The sequence below is a fragment of the Haladaptatus cibarius D43 genome (genome assembly GCF_000710615.1).
GTDB classification, from domain to species: domain Archaea; phylum Halobacteriota; class Halobacteria; order Halobacteriales; family Haladaptataceae; genus Haladaptatus; species Haladaptatus cibarius.
In genome coordinates, this window is record NZ_JDTH01000002.1 from 1,899,497 (window position 1) to 1,918,388 (window position 18,892).

Here is an 18,892-nt window from a genome sequence, read left to right on the forward strand (position 1 = left end):
CGTGACACAACAGATGTGTTACCTTCGAAACGGTTTGGTGGGAACCTGACGTAGGATGCGACATGAACTTCGACCCAGATTCGACCGCCGTCGTCGTCGTTGACATGCAAAACGGCTTCTGTCACCCGGACGGAAGCCTTTACGCGCCGGGGAGTGAGGGCGTTTTCGACCGAATTCAAGAACTTCTCGCACGCGCGCGCGAGTCAGGTGCGTCCGCGGTGTTCACCCGCGACGTTCACCCGCCGGAGCAGTTCGAGGACGCGCACTACTACGACGAGTTCGACCGCTGGGGAGAACACGTCGTCGAAGGGACGTGGGAAACCGAAATCGTGGACGAACTCGACGTGCGCGAGGACGACCACGTCGTCACGAAACACACCTACGACGCCTTCTACCAGACCGATCTCGAAGGCTATCTCGATACTCACGGCATCAAAGACCTGCTCATCTGCGGAACGCTGGCAAACGTCTGTGTCCTCCACACCGCCGGAAGCGCGGGATTGCGGGATTTCAAGCCGGTCATCGTGGAGGACGCCGTGGGATACATCGAAGAAGGTCACAAGGAGTACGCAGTGGAACACTCGGCGTGGTTGTTCGGGGAAGGCGTGGAGTTAGACGACGTTGAGTTTTCGTAAGGGATTCGAACCCGAAATCGGCGGTTTGGTGGGCAGGCCGTGACCTGCCCGCCAAGTAGCCAAACGAACCAACAGCACGGAACTCGAACTCCAAACCAGTGCCAGCACACGACCACAATTCGGACGGCCCGGAAGACGACGTGAACTATCGAGGACACCCCGAAAAGTACGTCGAGAACTACGAACTCGACGGAAGCGAAAAAGGCGTGTTCAAAGTCGAACCGTACAAATCCGAACTGCTTCCGCACTGGTCGTATGCCGACCCCGAATCAGCAGAAGAGTCGGCGAAGAAACTGTTCGAACAGTACGAAACGTACCGCGAGAACGACGACTTCATCGGGATGGATATGGCGCGAAAATACTGCCAGATGGGGTTTACGAGAGCAATGCGCTACGCGAAATATCCCGGCGGGAAGAAGTACGACGACGATGGCGAAGAACGAGAACCGGAACGCTGGGCCGACCCCGAAAAGCGCGAAGCGGCGAAAATTTTTAAACGAAGATGGGACGAGATTCGCCACGATGAAAGATACCAGACGTTGAAAGAAAACCATCGAAATCGCACGCAGTAGTTAGCCAACCTTCGAACGAGTAGATGCCCGACGGACTCAGTGGATACTCACGGAAATCGAGTCCCCGGCCGAAAAGTCGTGGCCCGGGCAGACGAGTTTCGCGCCGAACTGCTCGCGCGCGACGAACAGCGAGAGGCCGGTAATCGGCGTTCCGTTCACGCGAATTTCCACGTCGTTCCACGTCACGGTTCGTCCGTCGGCGCTGCCGACGGACGAATTCAAAAGCGAGACCGAATCAGAACTATCGGTGGCCGAATCGGAACACCCACTTCGGTTTCCCAGCGCGCCGCCGCCCTCGTAATGTGGGAGTCCGCCGTCGAGTACGGTAGTTTCATCGCCTGTAATACCAGCGATTCCGACGAATCGTTCGCCCGGCGCAGGATGCGTCGGTGAATCGAGGACGACGAAGGTGTCGCCAGTGGCGACCACGCGACCTGACCCGTCCCATGCAAGCGGTTCGATTTCGACCGGGCACTCCATCGGAAGCGACCCAGAGGCACGAACCGGGTTCGAATCTTGCGGACGAAAGCCGAGGTGGATGTGGTTTGCGACCCACGGCGCGAAGAATCCCGAGCGAACCATCTCGCCCAGCGAGTCACCGATTTCGATCCAGTTGCCGGGTTCGACGCCGGGCTTTACGTGGAGCATCCGAGCTAGATAGTCGCCGGTATCGACCACGATGAGATAGTCCTGCGCCACGGCGTAGTGTTTCCGCGGAGCGGTCACCGTCCGCGTTTCGACCACTTCGCCAGCGACAGGACTGGGCGCGCTCGTCTCGCGGGTCGCTTCGCTCCCCACTCGACTGTCCGACCCTCGGAAACCATCGCTACCGGGATACAGGTCGATAGCACAGCCCTCGTCGTGGGCGGTGTAAGGGGAGTTGTAGAGCGAAAAGCGCGGATAGCGCGACAGAACCTCCGGCGGAAGTCCGACCATGCAACCCACTCTAGACCGAGTGCGTTTACATACGTCGGGTTACAATGGAATGCTATGCGCGTGCTTCGTGGGCGGGCCGAAACGCGAGACGAAGACCGGACGGTCACCGCCACGATGCTCACAGAGACGGCAGACAGCGGTGAGGCCGCGGTTCGGGTGTGGACACCCCACCGACAAATCGCGTTCGGTCGGCGGGACGCCCGCGCCGATGGATTCGATGTGGCGAAATCGGTTGCCGAAACCTGCGGGCTCGAACCCATCGAGCGAAGCGTCGGCGGACGAGCAGTCGCCTACACCGGAACGACAGTTGCCTTCGCCCACACGGTTCCACTCGCGGATATGCGACGAGGGATGGAAGAGCGGTACGCCGAAACGACCGAGGCAGTTCAGCGGGCCTTCTGGCGACTCGGCGTTCCAGCCCAACGCGGCGAACCGCCGCGGTCGTTCTGTCCGGGAGACTATTCGCTCCAGTGGAACGGAAAGCTCGCCGGAGTCGCACAGCGAGTCAGAACGGGATCAGCACTGGTTTCGGGCGTCGTCGTCGTGGACGGCCACGACGAAATCGCAAGCGTCCTCGACCCGATTTATGCGGCGCTCGACGTGCCCTTCGACCCGGGTTCGGTCGGCAGTATCGCCAAAGCAGACGGAGATGCAGACCCCGAATTTGTCATCGAAACCATCGAAGCCCTGCTGGTCGGCGATGCGGAAGTGACGGTCGAACACGTCGGCGACCGAGAGATTTAGGACGGTTCCCAAACCACTCGCGGGTATGCTTACCATTCGGAACGCAACGCTCGCCGACGGGAGCAAGCGAGACGTTCGCATCGACACCGACGCAGGACGGATTTCCGCAATCGGGTCGTCGCTCACGGAATCGGGCGAGGCCATCGACGCCACAGGGAAACTCCTTCTTCCGGGCGCAATCGACGCCCACGTTCATTTCCGCCAGCCCGGGTTTTCGCACAAAGAGACGTGGGAAACCGGAAGCAAGAGTGCGGCGGCGGGCGGCGTCACGACCGTCGTAGACCAACCGAACACCAACCCGCCGACGATAGACGGTGAGTCGTTCGACGAGAAGGCGGAATTGGCGAAAGCTTCGTACATCGACTACGGAATCAACGGCGGCGTTACGCCCGAGTGGAACCCGGAATCACTGTTTGACCGCCCGGTGCTCGCGCTCGGCGAGGTGTTTCTCGCGGATTCGACGGGGAAGATGGGAATAGAGGAAGACTTATTCCGCAAAGCGGCCGAACGCGCCACCGACGACTATCTCGTCGTGACGGTTCACGCCGAGGATGCGGATTTGTTCGATGAGGACGCAAAATCGCGGGACGGCGACGATTCGGATGCGTGGAGTGCCTACCGCACTGCAGAGGCCGAGGCCGCCGCCGTGGAGCGCGCCTGTGAAATCGGGGACGAACTCGGCGCGCGATTACACATTGCACACACCAGCACGCCCGAGGGCATCGACGCCGCACAGGAAATCGGCGCGACGTGCGAGGTGACGCCGCATCATCTGTTCCTCTCGCGCAACAACGCAGACGAACTCGGAACCTTCGGGCGGATGAATCCGCCGCTCAGGAGCGAAAAACGGCGGGAAGAAGTGTTCGCGCGCGTTGCGGACGGAACGGTCGATATGATTGCGACAGACCACGCACCGCACACCCGCGAGGAGAAGGACGCAAGCATCTGGGACGCACCGAGCGGCGTGCCCGGCGTCGAAACGATGCTTCCACTCCTGCTTGAAGAGGCCCGGAAAGGAAATCTAAGTTATGACCGAGTAGCAGACCTGACCGCCCGGAATCCGTCGAAGGTATTCGGTATGCCGCGAAAAGGTCGCATCGAGGAGGGCAGAATGGCCGACCTCGTGCTGGTTGACCCCGACGAAACCCGTGAAATTCGTGGCGACGACCTCCACTCGAAATGCGGCTGGACGCCGTTCGAAGGCTGGACGGGTGTCTTCCCCGAACTGACGATGGTTCGCGGAAACGTGGTGTTCGAGGACGGCGAGTTCGGAGAAGCAGTCGGGGAGAACGTTCGAGGATAGCCCGAATTATTTAAAAGTTCGATAGAGTAGGAAGTGTATGCAAGCCGTCGTCCTCGCCGCCGGAAAAGGAATGTGCCTCCGACCGCTGACCGACGAGAAACCGAAGGCGGAGTCGATTCAGCGACTCGTGGACGAAAAGACGATGCTAGCGATGACGGCGGACGGATGGTCGGTGAACGTTAACATGCCCGAAGAACGGGGACTAGCGGAACGGAGACTGAAAAACAGTACGTGACAGCCGTCACGATTAGGCACTGCGAGGCCGAACGTCAACGTGTCATGGAATCGGGGGAAGTGGCGATTTCGGTCGATGGCGTTCGACTGGAAGGGAATCTCGAAGTTCCGCAGGAAGCAACGGGAATCGTGATTTTTGCGCACGGCAGTGGAAGCAGTCGGAAGAGTCCGCGTAACAACTTCGTGGCCGAGCGACTGCGGGAGTTCGGTCTGGGAACGTTGCTGTTCGACTTGCTCACCGAAGAAGAAGACACCGTCTACGAGAATCGGTTCGACATCGAACTGCTGACCGACCGACTCGTCGCGGCGACGGAGTGGGTCGAAAACCGTGCGGAGACAACAGAGTACCAACTGGGCTATTTCCGGTCGAGTACGGGAGCCGCCGCCGCGCTTCGTGCGGCGGCGCGCCACCCCGTCGGCGCAGTCGTTTCGCGCGGCGGGCGGGTTGACCTCGCAACAGCAGTGTTAGACGCGATGTCCGCGCCGACGCTGTTCGTCGTCGGCGCGGAGGACACGCAGGTACTCGAACTGAACCGGGAGGCATACGCGCAGTTGTCCTGCGAGAAGGAACTCGAAATCGTGGCGGGTGCGGGCCACCTGTTCTCCGAACCGGGGACGCTGGAGACGGTTGCGAACGTGACAGGCGAGTGGTTTGCGTCGAATCTGTAGCTACGGGAGGAAAAGCGGGACGATTACCAGCAGCAAGCCGAGAAGGGTACAAAGCAGTCCGTAGGCTTGGTATCGAGCGATGCCGAACTCGGTGAGTTCGCCCGAAGAGGCGACGGCAACACTATGTCTGATTTCAAATGTTTTCTGTGGTCTTGTCGCTACAGCAACCCCAATCCCGAGGATCAGAAGCCCCACAAGTGTCGATTCGAGAACGACCATACAACTCTTAACTATGATATTTAGACAAAAAGCTTACGGCCTAATATGCCGCATGCAAGACGGGCGTCATCGCACTCACGCCGACCATCCAGCCAGCACCGATACTACCGATGACCGTCATCGCACGACGGGAGTCCGCCTCCGTCCAGTCCGAGTTCGAATCGAGTTGTTCGTTCATGTTTTCGATGGCCTCACCCGCGAACACCGAACCCGACCACCCGAGGAGGCCGATAGCGAACCCGAGCGCACCGAGTGCGAAGACGTTCGCGCTGGCGAACCGCACCGAATCGCCCAACAACACGGCGGCGAGGAGAGCAACAGCGCCCAACGCGAACCCGAGAAACCCGAACCGGGCGGCGAAGCGAGCGCGCGAAAAGAGCACCGCACCGAGGGAATCCATCAGTCTACCGTTTCACGCATGCGGGGGTCGAGTGCGTCGCGCATGCCGTCGCCGAGCAGGTTGAAGCCCAGCACGGTCACGGCGAGGAACAGACCGGGGAAGAACGACCACCACCACTCGCCGGAGAGCAAGCCGTTTTCGACGCCGTTCGAAAGCATCAGCCCCCACGACGGAGTCCCCGCTTGCGCACCGAATCCGAGAAACGAGAGCGCCGCGAGGTCGATGATGGCCAGCCCGAAGTTGAGCGTACTCTGCACCGTGATGGGTGCGAGCGAGTTCGGCAGGATGTGCCGCACGAGCACCCGCGGGTCGGTTGCGCCGAGTGCGACCGTCGCGTCGATGTACTCGTCTTCGAGCACTTTCAGCGCCGCACCGCGGACGACGCGGGCGAACCGCGGCGTGTACACGAGCGTCAGTGCGACGACTGCACGCCAGAGTCCCCAATCGTTCGGGAAGATGGCGACCAGCGCGAGCGCCAGCAAGAGCGCCGGGAACGCGAGCAGCACGTCCATCGTCCGCATGATGACGTTGTCGGTGAGGTCGCCGTAGTAGGCCGCCATGATGCCGAGTCCGACGCCGAGAACCGTCGAGGCACCGACCGTGATGGTACCGTATTTCAGCGCCAGCCACGCACCGTACATGACGCGGGGAAAGATGTCACGGCTCTGGATGTCGGTTCCGAAGAGGTATTCACAGGAACCGAGCGAACCGACCGACCCCGAGAGCGACTGATGACCGCACGGCCCTTGCATCGACGGGGCGCTACCGAGTTGCGAGGTCGTGATTACCCCGAGGTCGAGGAACAACCTCGCGTAGAGGGCGATTGCCACCATCGAGAGGATGATGAACAGGCCGGCCACGGCGAGACGATTCGACAGAAGCTGTGAGAGGAACGGCGAGGCACGGAGTCGTTCGACGACTCCGCGCGTCTGCTGTTCTTCGGATTGTGATTGCGTACTCATTGTTCGATCCTCGGGTCGAGGTAGGAGTATGTGATGTCAACGCCGAGATTAACCAGCGTGAACAGGAGCGCGAATACCAGCACGGTACCTTGCACGACAGGGTAGTCACCGGCAGTGATGGCGTCCACCAGCAGTCGGCCGACGCCCGAGATACCGAACACGGTTTCGGTCAGCACCGCACCGCCGAGCAGTGAACCGAACTGAATACCGATGACCGTAATCACCGGAATGAGCGCGTTCCGAAGGCCGTGTTTCATCAGGGTGATTTTGATTCCCTGCCCCTTGGCGCGCGCAGTTCGGATGTAATCCTGCCGGACGACTTCCAGCATCGACGAGCGCATCATCCGGGAGATGAGCGCCATCTGGTAGATGCCAAGAACGAGGCACGGCAAGAAGAGGTGCCGAATTGCGGATACGAACGCATCGAACTCAAGCACGAGCAGTGTGTCGAGCGTAATGAAACCGGTTATCGCCGGTATCGAATGCTCCGCCGCGATACGGCCGCTCGTCGGAAGGACGCCGAGCATCTGAGCGAACAGGAGGATGAGAAGCGGGCCGCTCCAGAAGATAGGCACGCTGATTCCCGTCAGTGCACCGACCCGCGTGAAGTGGTCGGTGAACGAGTTCTGTTTGACCGCGCTGATAATCCCCAGCGGGATACCTATCGAAACACCGATTATCTGGCCGATAATCGCCATCTCGATGGTTGTCGGGAGTTTGTCGCCCAGAATCGTGGTGACCGGAACGCCTCGCCGAAGGTTGTACGACTGACCCAAATCGAGCTTGAGGGTGTTGAAGAGGAACTCTCCGTACTGCACCCATATCGGTTGGTCGAGTCCCAAGTCACGTTCTATCTGACGAACGAACTCCTCCGATGCGCGCTGACCGGCCATCGACCGCGCCGGGTTCCCCGGAGAAAGATGGAGAATTGCGAAAACGAACGTCGCAACGCCCAACAAAACCGGGATCAGCAACAGAATACGCTTTAGGAGAAAGCGCTTGCTAATCATTATCCAAACGCATGCTATCGGTCACCAAAAAAGATGCGTTCTTCGGTCGTTATAGTTCAACCAAATTGAGGTACGGTCCGCTGATTGGCGCAAGCGTAAAGTTGCTCACGTCGTTGCTGACACCGCGAAGTTCCTCGGTGTGGGTGACGTACACCCACGGTGCTTCGTCGTGCGCGATTTTTCCGGCGTCTTTGTAGATTTGCTCGCGCTCGCTGTCGCCGTACTTCTTCTGTCCTTCCTCGATGAGGCTCATGAACTCGTTGTTCGCCCACGCGGCGTTGTTGCTCGTGTTGTTCATGTCTTCCCACGCCATCCAATCTTGGTCTTCGGAGGCTTCGACGCCGTCTTTCGGTTGTGGGTGGAGCAGTGCGTAGTAGAAGTTGTCCGGGTCACCGTTGTCGGTCATCCAACCGAGGAAACAGGCGTCGTGTTTACCCTCGGACGTGTAGGTGAGGTACGGGTCCCACACCTGTTCGTTGACGGTGACTTCGATGCCGATTTCTTGGAGGTTCGAACGAACCGTGTCCGCCGTCTGAACGGGTGACGGGAAGTACGGACGCGGGTTGTTCATCGTCGACAGTTCGAACGAGAAGCCGTCGGCGTAGTCCGTCTGGTTGAGGAGTTCTTGGGCTTTCTCCGGGTTGTACGGGTACGGGTCAAGACTGTCGTTGTAGCCCATGACTCCCGGTGGAATCGGCTGACTCGACTGGACGGCGAGTCCCTCGTAGATGTTCTCCACGATGGCTTCCGTGTTGATGGCGTGGCTGATAGCCTTTCGGACGTTCTTGTCGCGGAACGCTTCGACGCGCGACATGTTGAACGCCATGTATCCGACGTTCAGGCCTTCCGTCCGTTCGAGCGTGACGCCGTCGCCACCCTCAATCTGCTTCGCCTGTTGTGCGCCGAGGCCGTCAACAATCTGGGATTCTCCGGAGAGGAGTCGCTGTGCGCGAGTACCGTTGTCCTGAACGCCGTCGAAGACTACTTCATTCACATTGGGCGCGTCGCCCCAGTAGTCGCCGTTCGCCGTGAGTCGGATGCGGCCTTGGTTCGTGTTCCAGTTGTCCAGTTCGAACGGGCCGGTGCCGACCGGCTTGCTGGCAATCTGGCCGCCGCTCTCTTGGATTTGTTTCTTCGAGAGCACCGCGAGTGCGAATACGGCAAGGTTGGCGAGGAACGGCGCGTATCGCTCCCCGAGTTCGAACTTCAGCGTGTAATCGCCGTCGGCACTCACATTGTTGACCTTGCCGAGCAGGTAATTACCGTAGATGGACGCGTTTCCTTTTCCATCGTAGTGGTTGTCGATGTAGTGTTCCGAGTCCTCCTTGAGGAATCTGTCGTAGGTTGCGAGAAAGTCGTCTGCGGTGAAATCCTCGCCGTTGTGGAATTTTGCGTCCTCGCGGAGTTGGAGCGTCGCCGTCTGGCCGTCGAGGTTGAAATCCGTCGCAAGACCTTCGGTGAGCGCGGTTTCTCCGGGCTTGAAGTGGATGAGGCGGTCGAAAATCTGGTTCATCACCTTCGCGTCCTCACCGCTGGTCGTCGCCTGCGGGTCGAGCGAACTGGAGTCACTCCCACGCGCGTAGGAGAGCAGTCCACCGCCGTTGCCGTCGCCATCGCCGTTTCCGTCGTCTCCTTCGTCGCCGCCGAGACAACCGGCGAGCGATGCGGCGGCGGCCGCTCCGCCCGCCGCTTTGAGGAAACTACGTCTGTCTGTTACATTGTTTCGTGACGCCATACGTCACAGTGTTTCTATGTTCCATATAAACATACCGAACCGATAGTAGAATATATTCATATGGATCAACACATAATACGTCGTGAAAGTGATTAGTAGTCGGTGATTTATCTTTCGAGTTCAAAATAAGCCGCCGAAATTCCACTTTTGGCAACGGTATGAAATCTTTGATGCGCCACGTTAGTTTTGGATTCGGTCGCGGATGGGGTGATAAAATCAATCAGACTACCCGAGTATTGTCACCACATTCGGGCAAAAATACACAAAGGTACACGAAATCCAGCTATTCGGGTTGGTCGTAGAGATGGCACGCCGAGGGGTGTGCGCTGTTCTGTAGCACTGGACTGTTGTGTTCGCAGATGCTCGTGAAGTTTTCACGGAGGAGCGACTCGGCAGACTCCCAATCGCCGTTTTCGAGATGGTCGAACGATTGTTCGACTATCTCGCGGGGTTCGCCCGTCGGTTCGGTGTCGAACAGGCGACTCCAGAGGACGGCGCGGAAGGAACCGCTAGCCACCGACCCACCGTCGGTTGCGGTCGCTTCCTGCACTGGAGCGGTGCCTTCCGCTGCCTGCTCGCGCACGGAGTCGAGGTTGATGGAGCGGTCTTCGACCCGTTCGCGGTAATCCATCACTTCGCGGAACGCCCGCTGGTCGATGTCCATGCCTTCCGGCGGGATGATTTTCGGACAACGGGTTCGGAAGTGACAGCCACTCGGCGGGTCGATTGGCGACGGAACGTCGCCTTCGAGGATGATTCGGTCGTCGGTGTCCGCTCGCGGGTCGGGTTCCGGAATCGCCGAGAGGAGCGCCTGCGTGTAGGGGTGTTTCGGGTCGGCAAACAGTTCGTCGGTGTCCGCGACTTCCACGATTTCGCCGAGGTACATCACCGCGATGCGGTCTGAGATGTGGCGAACCACGGAGAGGTCGTGCGCGATGAACAGATAGGTCAACCCGAACTCCTCCTGCAAATCTTCCAGCAAGTTGATGATTTGGGCCTGCACGGACACGTCCAGCGCAGAAACCGGTTCGTCGGCGACGATGAAGTCGGGGTCAACCGCCAGTGCGCGGGCGATGCCGACGCGCTGGCGCTGACCGCCCGAAATTTCGTGGGGATAACGGTCGCGCTGACCCGGTTCCAGACCGACGTTCTCCATCAGTTCGGTAACGCGCTCGTCGCGGTTACCTTTCGCAAGGCCATGGATTTTTAGCGGTTCGGCGATGGTTTGTTCGACCGTCATCCGCGGGTCAAGACTGGACAGCGGGTCTTGGAAAATCATCTGCATGTCTTTTCGTGTCTCGCGGAGTTCCGTGCTGTCCAACCCGCCGAGGTCGGTTCCCGCGAAGACGACGCGCCCGTCCGTCAGCTGTTCGAGGCGCAAGAGCGAGCGACCGGCGGTCGATTTACCACACCCAGATTCGCCGACGAGGCCGAGCGTCTCGCCCTCGTAGATGTCGAAAGAGATGCCATCGACCGCTTTCACGCTCTGATTCTCCTTTGCGAGCCACTTGTCGAGGAAATCGTCCGCCCGGGAATAGTGTTTTTTCAGTTGGTCAACCGTCACCAGCGATTCGCCGGTTTCGTGTCCTTCGGTCGAAATACTCTCGTGTTCCTCGATGTACTCTTGCTCCTCGAAATCTTCGAGAACGCATTTCGCGCGATGGTCAACGCCGTCCGGGCCGTGTTGAAGACTCGGAATTTCGCCCTGCGTACACTCCGGTTTCGCCCACGGACAGCGCGGCGCGAAGTGACACCCTTCGGGCATGTCGATGAGGTCGGGAACGTTGCCGTCGATTGGCGTCAGGCGCTCTTTGTCCTCGCGCGGGATGGATTCGAGCAGCGCGTAGGTGTAGGGGTGGCTCGGATTGTGGAAAATCTCGTCAACCGGGCCGACTTCCACGAGGTCGCCCGCATACATTACCGCAACGCGGTCACAGGTTTCGGCGACGACGCCGAGGTCGTGCGTAATCATGAACACGGACATGCCCAGTTCGTCCTGCAAATCGTTGATGAGGTCGAGAATCTGGGCCTGAATCGTCACGTCCAGCGCGGTCGTCGGTTCGTCCGCGATGAGCAGTTTCGGTTTGCAGGCGAGCGCGATGGCGATGAGGACGCGCTGGCGCATCCCGCCGGAGAACTCGTGTGGGTACTCCTCGACGCGGGATTCTGGCTCGGAAATCCCGACTTCCTGCAGGATGTCGATGGTGTCCTGGAGGAGGTCTTCGTCCATGCTGTCATCACCGAGTTTCGGCGCGATTTCACGAACCGCGTTCCACCAGTTGTCGTTTCGTTTGCCCTCGTACTGGTGGAGTCGCAGACTTTCCGCGACTTGCTCGCCCACGGTCAGCGCGGGATTGAGCGAGGTCATCGGGTCTTGGAAAATCATCCCCATTTCGCCACCCCGGATGTCTCGCATGACGGGTTCGGGAGCGTTCATGAAGTCGATGTAGCCCTCGTCGGGGAACACGAACTTTCCGACGCCTTCCGGGTACTTATCCGCGAACTCGGAAGCGATGTCCTCGTCTTGGAACTTGATGTCGCCGGAGACGACTTCGCCCGGGTCGTCGATGAGTTGCATCGCGGAGAGCGCGGTGACGCTCTTTCCCGACCCCGATTCGCCGACGAGTCCGACCGTCTCACCCTCGCGGATGGTCAGTTCGAAGTCGTCCACCGCCTTGACCGTTCCCCGCTCCGTGTGGAACTGCGTCTTGAGATTCGAGATGGACAGTAAATCGGTCACAGTTACGCGGGTATCCTTTTCCTGTTAGCAAAAATCGTTCGGTTGTATGTAGCACGCGGCATACGAACGAGGAAAGCGGCCATCGACGAAGGAAGGTTGTTGTCTAGGCGGAGTGTGCAGGACAGTATGAAACGGGTATCCGAATTGTATTCCCCGAAATCAGTGGCGGAGTACACGCTGGACGACGACAGACTCGTGGAAGTCGAAGACGAATGGTTGCGGCTTTCGGCGGACAGGGAGGCCGTCGAATTTGGGCGGACGATTACGGTCACGATAGAGAATGTTTCCGAGAGAGAAGTAATCGTTAGCCCAGAACACCCGTTTACACTTTTGGAAGAAACCAAATCCGGATGGGTAGAACTCGTCGGGACAACAGCGAACGGCGTTCCGTTGGCGGCATTAGCTCTGTCCCCGGGTAGTTCGGAAGCCATAGAACTACCGATAAGACGGGATGCAGTCGCCGATTTCGGGACGTACGGTCTCCTTCGAGAACTCTCGCCGGGACAACACCGATTCGTCTATCTTGGTTCGAATCCGTACCTGTGCATCGATTTCGAGATAAAACCGAGCGAAAAACAGTAGTCTGGAATTACAACCGCAACACCATCTCCAACTCGAAACTCTCCGCGTCGGCGGTGTCGAATCCGACGTTCCGGTAGAGGTTCACGGCGGCGCGGTTCCAGCGTTCGACCGTGAGCCACACTTTATCGACATCCTGCTGTCGTCCGTAGCCGAGTAGTGTGCGAATGAGGTGTGATCCGATTCCCGCGCGCTGGTAGTCCTGATGAACGAAGATGGCGAGTTCGTAGGCGGAGTCACCGTCCGGAACGAGGGTCGCGTGGCCCGCAATTTCGTCGCCGTGCCACGCGACCACGTTGTAGCCGTCGCCGTCGGTCAGGGTCTCGACCCAATTTCGGACTCGTGACTCCGTGGCCGGGGGAATCCCCTGTGCGCGGTCGGCGGGGTCGAAATCGGAGTACATCGCCACGAGCGGTTCCACGTCGTCTTCGAACGCTCGGATTTCTATCTCGCGCTCCTCACGGTCGTTGAACGAAAGCGGCGGTTCCGGAAACGGCCCTGCGGGTTCGTCCGGAAAACGTCGATGGTCGTTCATCGTACCAGTTTCACCGAGACGTGGGAGTTCAACAGGACGAACTCGGCGATGTGGCCGAGTCGAATTTTCCCCATCGGACTGCGCTGGCCGCCGCCGAGAACGATTTGGTCGTAGCCCTCGCTTTCGGCGATGTCGAGCAGTCGGCTTCCAGGGTCACCCGACACGTCGCGTACTGTCGCGTCTAAGTCGGCGTCCGCGAGCACGGTTTCGACCTTCTCGCCGATTTCGTCCTTCGTCCGGTCGCTCTCCGGATTGTCGAGGACGGCGACCGTCAGGTCGTCGTCCGCGAGAACGGCGCGCGATACCGTCTGTTCCAGTGCGGTGAAAGAGTCTTCACTTCCACCGATTCCCAACAATACTTTCATACTACCCCCATGCCCGGCATCTGCCAAAACAGTTGGGTGCGATACTGCGATACGCTTTTGCACCCCGCTCGGTAACGACGGCGTATGTCAAACGACCCCTCCCCGCCGGAACGCGACACGGAGGACTCGAACGAGATGGGCGAAGCGGACGAAATGAACGAGCCGAACGGAATTAGTGATACGGACGAAAATACAGAATCAAGCGCGCAAGGAGCGGAATCCGCGGATTCCGCTCCCGAACTCCCGCCGGACGTACAAAAATATGCGCGGTTCAAGAAGATGGACGGCGCGGAGTACGACCGCGTCAACGAGTTCCTGCGCGACCGGACGTATATCACCGCGCGCGAGTGGGCAATCGCTCGACTCTGTGCAGATTTCAGAACCGAAACGGGCGTCGAGATGACGAAGATTGGCAACAACCTGCCGTATCTCATCCCGTTCATGACCGACACCTACACCCCGCAGGCGGTCAATCAAGCGCGGTCTGCGTTCGAGGATAAAGTCAGGAAAGCGGGTGCGACGTTCCTCTACGGCGCGATGTCCGGGTTTTTCACCGCCGAGGAACTGGACGACGTGATGTACGAAGTGACCGAGGTGGCGAAGTTCCTTCTCGAAGTCGAGGGCGTTGATCTCTCGGTTGACGACGAACTCGCCGCCGAAGACCGAATTTCGGACGTGATGCGCGAAGTGCGCGAATCAAGCGAGCAGTTGCGCCACGACGAGATGGAGTGTCCGCACTGCGGCCACGAAATCGGCGAAAACGAGTAACTATTCGTCAGCGTCAGTCGCCGAGTCGTCCGTTTCGGCTTCTTGCTCCGGTTCCGGCGGTTGGAACACCGCGGGGTCGTCGTGCGTGAATCGAACGCGGTCTTCGGTCAAGGTTCGGATGAACGAATACATCACGCCCGCGTTCATCGCATCCTGTAGCATTTGTTCCGCCCCTCGCACGTCGTAGTACGTCGGATAGCAGACCGCGGTTTCGGTGTCGTGGTCTTCCATGACGACGACGACGAAGACGAGAGAGTCACCCGTCGCGCGGAACGCCTCGAAGGCGTCGAACTCGACGCCGGAATCGAGCAGGTCGGAAACCGCGTCGAACTCGTCGTTCGGGACGAGTACGTCCAGTCCGAACTCGTCGTGGTCTTCAGTCCAACGTGGCGTCACGTCGCCCGGATGGAGTTGTACGACGTCCCATCCCGACTGTTCGTAGTCCTCCGCCGTGGCTTCCATGTCGGCGAGAACGTCCTCCCAAAACGGCATCGCTCGTGAGTGCGCCGTGGTATTCGGCGTCGTCCCGTCCATACACCGATTCGGGGCTTTTTCGGGTAAAAACGTTGTGTCATCGCGGTTCGAGAAGATCAGACGGAGAAAAGTTAGACCGAAAGCACGGGTTGGCTGGCGTACAACAGCACGTACTCCGCGGCCTTCTCCAGCACTTCGCCGGGTTCGCCGGAAAGTGGTTCTCGCGGGATGACGAGGAAGTCGGCGTCGATTTCGTCCGCGCAGTCGAGGACGGCACTGCCGGGATGCTGGAGTTTGCGCATGGTGGAGAATCCGAGCGCGATGGAGTTGCTGAGTTCGACGTCCGCGTCGTCCGCGACGTCGTGGGCACTGTCGATGAACGATTCGGTTTCGACGACGACATCCTCCTCTTCGACGGCACCTGTCTCGACTGCGCGGGTCATCTCCTCGCCGAGGACGTAGAGCGCGTGGACGCGCGCGTCGTACTTCTCGGCGATAGCGACTGCGTACTCGATTGCTCGCACCGATTCGTCGCTCCCGTCAACCGGAACGAGTACCGTATTCACTTCGACTGGCGACGCGGTCATATCCGTGGGTGCGTGCAGGGAGGCAAAAAACCTTCTCTCACTGGGTGCGAAATCGGCACGGCTCTCGAAATCCGAGACAGTACGGGAGAACGTTCGGTTCGATACCAACAAACCGCAATCGGGTGTGATTGCGGTTTGGGTGCAACCTTGCCCCGTCGGGCGTATTGATAACGTATAACATAACACTTAGCAGTTTTGGTTGACGCAATATACGACCTCACACTTTAACAACGATGCAAACGGAAGAAGAAACCATGATAGACACCGTCGTCATCGCCACCGATGGCTCCGAAAGCGTGGAGCGTGCGGTTACGGTCGCGCTTGACCTCGCGCGCAAGTTCGACGCCGAAGTTCACGCGCTGTACGTCGTGGACGCAGGTGAGGTCGAATCCTCACCCGAAACGCTCCGAGACGAACTGCACGCCGCGCTCGAATCGCAGGGCGAAACTGCACTCGAATCAGTGCGCGATCACGCCGACCGCGACGTCGTTACCGCAGTTCGAGAAGGCAACCCTGCCGCAGAAATCCGCGAGTACGTCCGCGACAATGACGCCGACGTGGTCGCAACGGGAACCAGAGGACGCCACGGCGAGAACCGATTCCTCATCGGAAGCGTCGCGGAACGCGTCGTCCGTACTTGCCCGACGCCCGTGATGACTGTCCGGCAACTCGACCCCGGCGAGGCGTGACCAAAGTTTATATCATCCGGCTGCAATTTTTGCGGTATGTCCGCTATCGAATTGGACGGCGTCGCCAAACGATTCGGGAACGTCGTCGCCCTCCGAAACCTCTCCCTCACCGTGGAGGAAGGAGAAGTGTTCGGCTTCCTCGGCCCGAACGGGGCGGGGAAATCGACAACTATCGACATTCTTCTCGATTACGTCCGCCCGACCAACGGAACCGCTCGCGTGTTCGGTTACGATGCACAGCACGAGACGCGCCGAGTTCACGAACGTATCGGGGTGCTACCCGATGGCTATCGTACCTACGACTATCTAACCGCCCGACAGCACCTCGAATTCATCGCCGAATCTCGGGGTGTTGACAGCGACCCGGACGAACTGCTTCGGCGGGTCGGCATCCCCGATGCCGCAGACCGGCGGACGGAAGGGTTTTCAAAGGGAATGACACAGCGACTCGTTCTCGGAATGGCGCTCGTCGGCGACCCCGATCTGCTCATTCTCGACGAACCGACGACGGGACTCGACCCGAACGGGGCACTCGCCATGCGCGAAATCATCCGCGAGGAGCGTGACCGAGGAACGACCGTCTTCTTCTCAAGCCACATTCTGGAACAGGTCGAAGCGGTCTGTGACCGAGTCGCCATCCTGCAAAGCGGCGAGTTAGTCACGGTAGACACCATCGACGGTCTTCGACAGACGGTGCAAACCGATGCAACGCTCACCGTACAGGTAGACCGCTACTCCGCGGAAACCATCGATAACGTGCGGGGTATCGACGGGGTGGCGCAGGTTTCGGCCGACGGAACGACGGTTGTGGTCGCGTGCAGCGAGCGAGCGAAGAAAACCGTCCTCGATACCATCGAAGCCACTGGCAGTACAATCGAGAATTTCGATACGGACGAGGCGTCACTGGAAGAACTGTTCGCTACCTACACTGCAGAGGTGTCGGCATGAACTGGCGCGTGTTAGCGAAGAAGGATTTCTTGGATTCCTACCGGAAATGGTCGCTCGGAACCGCGGCCGTCGCGTTCGTCATTTTCCTCACCGTGCCGGTGTATATGGGAATGAGCGGGAACAGCACGCCCGGCGACGCCGACTTTTTCAGTGCGGTCGGCTTCGTCGTCTTTCTGGTTCCGCTGGCAGCGCTCATGATGAGCTACGATGCAATCGCCGGGGAGCGCGAGTTAGGGAGCCTCAAACTGCTCCTCGCACAGCCCTACACCCGCCGCGATGTCGTCGCGGGAATCGCCGCCGGAAGGGCGATGGTCGTCGGAACGGCGACGTGTATCGGCATTTTCGTTGCAACCGTCGTGTTTCTGGCGTTCGATGGGGGATTCTCAATTGCGAGTTACATCGTGTTTATCGTCCTCGTCTGTCTCCTCGCGGCGGCGTATTCGGGAGCAGCAGTCTGTTTTTCGGCGGTATCACCGACGAGTAATCGCGCGATGGCGACGAGCGTCGGTTTCTTCATGTTGACGCTGATTGGCTGGTCGTCCATTCCACAACTGTTCCGATACGTATTGAACGGCTTTTCGACGCCCCGCGGTGGACGCCCGGAGTGGGCGAGTTTCATCGACAGCCTGAGTCCGATTCAGGCGTATTCGACCGGCATCGATACTGTCGTACACTCGAATGGGACAGTCGGGTCGTTTTACGAGACTGGCTGGTTCGCAATTCTCGTTCTCATCGCGTGGGCTGTTATCCCCGTCGTGTTTGGCTATCTGAAGTTCAATCAAACAGATCTCTGATTGCTCAAGAAGGGGAACCGTCGTCACCAAAAATTCCACCGTCACTGGAACAGCACGTACTATTTAGAATAATATTTATTAGTTTATAAGAAAATAATAAGCGGGAGAGAGTTGTTGTATAATTGCTAAATGGTTAGAGACAACCAAACAGAAAAATCGGACAATTCGAGATTCGAAACGAGCGGTTCGCGGCGGGACTTTTTGGTGAAGTCGGGCGCGGCACTCGCGGCAACGACGGTCGGATTCACAGGAACCGGGGCAGCAAGCGGAGAGGATTCGTCGTACACGATTCGAACCGGAACCGAGGAAGAAACTGACGTGTACGTAACGGAATCCGGTGAACCCGGCCCGACGGCAGTCGTCGTCGGCGGCATTCACGGCAACGAGGAAAGCGGCTATCGCGCGGCGGACGACGTTGCGACGTGGTCGGTCGATAGAGGAACACTGGTGGTGATTCCGCGGGCGAACCCGGTCGCCATCGAGCGCGGGACGTATTCGAACGATAACGGCAACCTAAACCGAAAATTCACTCCCGGAAAGGAACCGAGAACCGCGCTCGCCAGAGCGATTTGGAGCGCCATCGACAGACACAATCCGAAAACGGTGCTCAACCTTCACAGTTCGAAGGGACTCTACCGAGAATCGGACGGCCCTGACGGCGACGGACAAGCCATCTACCCCACGCTTTCGGAAGGTGCGGACGTGGACGCGACGATGACGGCAAAGTACATGAACGAGCATCATCTGGACGACTCGTTCCCCGAATATTACGAGTTCAAACGCGGGAACCTCATCGACGGCGACCACCCGTTGTTGATTCACAAAGTCTTCGCGGACATGTACATCCCCGGCTACATCGTGGAGACGACGCGATACGGAACTGACCTCGACACGCGCGTCAACTGGACGCTCAACATGGTTCGCCACCTGCTTCGACGAAACGGAATGGACAGGACGTACGAGTAGGCGAGAAAAAACGTCTCGCCCGCAGAAC

General features: G+C 59.1%; 22 protein-coding genes and 1 pseudogene. 12 read left to right on the forward strand and 11 right to left on the reverse strand.

Annotated features, from left to right (window positions below; all coding sequences use genetic code 11):
• The first annotated feature begins 62 nt into the window (after positions 1–62).
• Entirely contained in the window at positions 63–635 is a 573-nt protein-coding gene (locus HL45_RS15045) for a cysteine hydrolase family protein (RefSeq protein ID WP_049971863.1), read from the forward strand.
• A gap of 98 nt (positions 636–733) precedes the next feature.
• Positions 734–1,207: a DUF4385 domain-containing protein gene (locus tag HL45_RS15050; RefSeq protein WP_049971864.1), complete on the forward strand. Its 474-nt coding sequence runs from the start codon at positions 734–736 to the stop codon at positions 1,205–1,207.
• Positions 1,208–1,243: 36 nt separating this feature from the next.
• On the opposite strand, the gene HL45_RS15055 is transcribed toward HL45_RS15050, so the two are convergent.
• Positions 1,244–2,143, reverse strand: a complete 900-nt coding sequence (locus HL45_RS15055; protein ID WP_049971865.1) for a hypothetical protein — start codon at positions 2,141–2,143, stop codon at positions 1,244–1,246.
• 54 nt (positions 2,144–2,197) lie between these two features.
• Here HL45_RS15055 and HL45_RS15060 point away from each other — a divergent pair, with 54 nt between their 5' ends.
• The 4 genes and pseudogenes from HL45_RS15060 to HL45_RS15075 all read left to right on the forward strand — a co-directional run bounded on the left by HL45_RS15060 (position 2,198) and on the right by HL45_RS15075 (position 5,093).
• On the forward strand, positions 2,198–2,887 hold the full coding sequence (locus HL45_RS15060) for a lipoate--protein ligase family protein (RefSeq protein ID WP_049971866.1): 690 nt from the start codon (positions 2,198–2,200) through the stop codon (positions 2,885–2,887).
• Between the two features lie 25 nt (positions 2,888–2,912).
• Positions 2,913–4,190, forward strand: coding sequence for a dihydroorotase (locus tag HL45_RS15065; RefSeq protein WP_049971867.1), 1,278 nt, complete (start codon positions 2,913–2,915; stop codon positions 4,188–4,190).
• Between the two features lie 37 nt (positions 4,191–4,227).
• Positions 4,228–4,299 (forward strand): annotated as a pseudogene (locus HL45_RS21945) (UTP--glucose-1-phosphate uridylyltransferase); the annotation flags it as partial.
• Positions 4,300–4,469: 170 nt separating this feature from the next.
• On the forward strand, positions 4,470–5,093 hold the full coding sequence (locus tag HL45_RS15075; RefSeq protein WP_049971869.1) for a dienelactone hydrolase family protein: 624 nt from the start codon (positions 4,470–4,472) through the stop codon (positions 5,091–5,093).
• Here HL45_RS15075 and HL45_RS15080 read toward each other — a convergent pair whose 3' ends face one another.
• From HL45_RS15080 to HL45_RS15105, 6 genes are all read right to left on the reverse strand, one after another.
• Positions 5,094–5,312, reverse strand: a complete 219-nt coding sequence (locus tag HL45_RS15080; protein ID WP_233274792.1) for a hypothetical protein — start codon at positions 5,310–5,312, stop codon at positions 5,094–5,096. It lies immediately after the preceding gene.
• Positions 5,313–5,352: 40 nt separating this feature from the next.
• Positions 5,353–5,712 (reverse strand): DUF7268 family protein, encoded by a 360-nt coding sequence (locus HL45_RS15085; RefSeq protein WP_049971870.1) that lies wholly within the window; start codon positions 5,710–5,712, stop codon positions 5,353–5,355.
• Positions 5,712–6,674, reverse strand: coding sequence for an ABC transporter permease (locus HL45_RS15090; RefSeq protein WP_049971871.1), 963 nt, complete (start codon positions 6,672–6,674; stop codon positions 5,712–5,714). Before HL45_RS15090 ends, HL45_RS15085 begins: the two co-directional genes overlap by 1 nt.
• Positions 6,671–7,684 carry an ABC transporter permease gene (locus tag HL45_RS15095; protein ID WP_049971872.1) on the reverse strand — a complete coding sequence of 338 codons (1,014 nt, stop codon included), beginning with the start codon at positions 7,682–7,684 and terminating at the stop codon, positions 6,671–6,673. Before HL45_RS15095 ends, HL45_RS15090 begins: the two co-directional genes overlap by 4 nt.
• A 49-nt stretch (positions 7,685–7,733) precedes the next feature.
• The gene (locus HL45_RS15100) at positions 7,734–9,419 is read right to left on the reverse strand and encodes an ABC transporter substrate-binding protein (RefSeq protein ID WP_049971873.1); all 1,686 of its coding nucleotides are present in this window, start codon (positions 9,417–9,419) and stop codon (positions 7,734–7,736) included.
• Positions 9,420–9,702: 283 nt separating this feature from the next.
• Positions 9,703–12,159, reverse strand: a complete 2,457-nt coding sequence (locus tag HL45_RS15105) for an ABC transporter ATP-binding protein (RefSeq protein ID WP_049971874.1) — start codon at positions 12,157–12,159, stop codon at positions 9,703–9,705.
• Positions 12,160–12,285: 126 nt separating this feature from the next.
• Between HL45_RS15105 and HL45_RS15110 the strand changes: the two genes are divergently transcribed.
• Positions 12,286–12,741, forward strand: coding sequence for a hypothetical protein (locus HL45_RS15110; protein WP_049971875.1), 456 nt, complete (start codon positions 12,286–12,288; stop codon positions 12,739–12,741).
• 7 nt (positions 12,742–12,748) lie between these two features.
• On the opposite strand, the gene HL45_RS15115 is transcribed toward HL45_RS15110, so the two are convergent.
• Positions 12,749–13,273: a GNAT family N-acetyltransferase gene (locus HL45_RS15115; RefSeq protein ID WP_049971876.1), complete on the reverse strand. Its 525-nt coding sequence runs from the start codon at positions 13,271–13,273 to the stop codon at positions 12,749–12,751.
• Positions 13,270–13,638: a universal stress protein gene (locus HL45_RS15120; RefSeq protein WP_049971877.1), complete on the reverse strand. Its 369-nt coding sequence runs from the start codon at positions 13,636–13,638 to the stop codon at positions 13,270–13,272. The genes HL45_RS15115 and HL45_RS15120 overlap by 4 nt, the downstream gene beginning before the upstream one ends.
• A gap of 84 nt (positions 13,639–13,722) precedes the next feature.
• On the opposite strand from HL45_RS15120, the gene HL45_RS15125 reads away from it, so the two are divergent.
• Complete coding sequence (locus tag HL45_RS15125) at positions 13,723–14,406, forward strand: DUF5806 family protein (protein ID WP_049971878.1); 684 nt, start codon at positions 13,723–13,725, stop codon at positions 14,404–14,406.
• Here the strand turns inward: HL45_RS15125 and HL45_RS15130 are convergent, their stop codons facing one another.
• Together HL45_RS15130 and HL45_RS15135 are read right to left on the reverse strand one after the other, a co-directional pair.
• Positions 14,407–14,940 (reverse strand): DUF7529 family protein, encoded by a 534-nt coding sequence (locus HL45_RS15130; protein WP_049971879.1) that lies wholly within the window; start codon positions 14,938–14,940, stop codon positions 14,407–14,409.
• Between the two features lie 71 nt (positions 14,941–15,011).
• Positions 15,012–15,467, reverse strand: coding sequence for a universal stress protein (locus HL45_RS15135; protein WP_049971880.1), 456 nt, complete (start codon positions 15,465–15,467; stop codon positions 15,012–15,014).
• Between the two features lie 254 nt (positions 15,468–15,721).
• Here HL45_RS15135 and HL45_RS15140 point away from each other — a divergent pair, with 254 nt between their 5' ends.
• From HL45_RS15140 to HL45_RS15155, 4 genes are all read left to right on the forward strand, one after another.
• Complete coding sequence (locus tag HL45_RS15140; protein ID WP_049972073.1) at positions 15,722–16,156, forward strand: universal stress protein; 435 nt, start codon at positions 15,722–15,724, stop codon at positions 16,154–16,156.
• A gap of 36 nt (positions 16,157–16,192) precedes the next feature.
• Positions 16,193–17,104 carry an ABC transporter ATP-binding protein gene (locus tag HL45_RS15145; RefSeq protein WP_049971881.1) on the forward strand — a complete coding sequence of 304 codons (912 nt, stop codon included), beginning with the start codon at positions 16,193–16,195 and terminating at the stop codon, positions 17,102–17,104.
• Positions 17,101–17,898, forward strand: a complete 798-nt coding sequence (locus tag HL45_RS15150) for an ABC transporter permease subunit (RefSeq protein ID WP_049971882.1) — start codon at positions 17,101–17,103, stop codon at positions 17,896–17,898. The genes HL45_RS15145 and HL45_RS15150 overlap by 4 nt, the downstream gene beginning before the upstream one ends.
• Positions 17,899–18,027: 129 nt before the next feature.
• On the forward strand, positions 18,028–18,864 hold the full coding sequence (locus tag HL45_RS15155) for a M14 family metallopeptidase (RefSeq protein WP_211250865.1): 837 nt from the start codon (positions 18,028–18,030) through the stop codon (positions 18,862–18,864).
• The last annotated feature ends 28 nt before the right edge of the window (positions 18,865–18,892 follow it).

Coding starts and splice junctions, on each gene's coding strand:
- HL45_RS15045 (WP_049971863.1), top strand. CDS start 63: ATGAACTTCGACCCAGATTCGACCGCCGTCGTCGTCGTTGACATGCAA.
- HL45_RS15055 (WP_049971865.1), bottom strand. CDS start 2,143: ATGGTCGGACTTCCGCCGGAGGTTCTGTCGCGCTATCCGCGCTTTTCG.
- HL45_RS15060 (WP_049971866.1), top strand. CDS start 2,198: ATGCGCGTGCTTCGTGGGCGGGCCGAAACGCGAGACGAAGACCGGACG.
- HL45_RS15065 (WP_049971867.1), top strand. CDS start 2,913: ATGCTTACCATTCGGAACGCAACGCTCGCCGACGGGAGCAAGCGAGAC.
- HL45_RS15075 (WP_049971869.1), top strand. CDS start 4,470: ATGGAATCGGGGGAAGTGGCGATTTCGGTCGATGGCGTTCGACTGGAA.
- HL45_RS15080 (WP_233274792.1), bottom strand. CDS start 5,312: ATGGTCGTTCTCGAATCGACACTTGTGGGGCTTCTGATCCTCGGGATT.
- HL45_RS15085 (WP_049971870.1), bottom strand. CDS start 5,712: ATGGATTCCCTCGGTGCGGTGCTCTTTTCGCGCGCTCGCTTCGCCGCC.
- HL45_RS15090 (WP_049971871.1), bottom strand. CDS start 6,674: ATGAGTACGCAATCACAATCCGAAGAACAGCAGACGCGCGGAGTCGTC.
- HL45_RS15095 (WP_049971872.1), bottom strand. CDS start 7,684: ATGATTAGCAAGCGCTTTCTCCTAAAGCGTATTCTGTTGCTGATCCCG.
- HL45_RS15100 (WP_049971873.1), bottom strand. CDS start 9,419: ATGGCGTCACGAAACAATGTAACAGACAGACGTAGTTTCCTCAAAGCG.
- HL45_RS15110 (WP_049971875.1), top strand. CDS start 12,286: ATGAAACGGGTATCCGAATTGTATTCCCCGAAATCAGTGGCGGAGTAC.
- HL45_RS15115 (WP_049971876.1), bottom strand. CDS start 13,273: ATGAACGACCATCGACGTTTTCCGGACGAACCCGCAGGGCCGTTTCCG.
- HL45_RS15120 (WP_049971877.1), bottom strand. CDS start 13,638: ATGAAAGTATTGTTGGGAATCGGTGGAAGTGAAGACTCTTTCACCGCA.
- HL45_RS15125 (WP_049971878.1), top strand. CDS start 13,723: ATGTCAAACGACCCCTCCCCGCCGGAACGCGACACGGAGGACTCGAAC.
- HL45_RS15130 (WP_049971879.1), bottom strand. CDS start 14,940: ATGGACGGGACGACGCCGAATACCACGGCGCACTCACGAGCGATGCCG.
- HL45_RS15135 (WP_049971880.1), bottom strand. CDS start 15,467: ATGACCGCGTCGCCAGTCGAAGTGAATACGGTACTCGTTCCGGTTGAC.
- HL45_RS15140 (WP_049972073.1), top strand. CDS start 15,722: ATGATAGACACCGTCGTCATCGCCACCGATGGCTCCGAAAGCGTGGAG.
- HL45_RS15145 (WP_049971881.1), top strand. CDS start 16,193: ATGTCCGCTATCGAATTGGACGGCGTCGCCAAACGATTCGGGAACGTC.
- HL45_RS15150 (WP_049971882.1), top strand. CDS start 17,101: ATGAACTGGCGCGTGTTAGCGAAGAAGGATTTCTTGGATTCCTACCGG.
- HL45_RS15155 (WP_211250865.1), top strand. CDS start 18,028: ATGGTTAGAGACAACCAAACAGAAAAATCGGACAATTCGAGATTCGAA.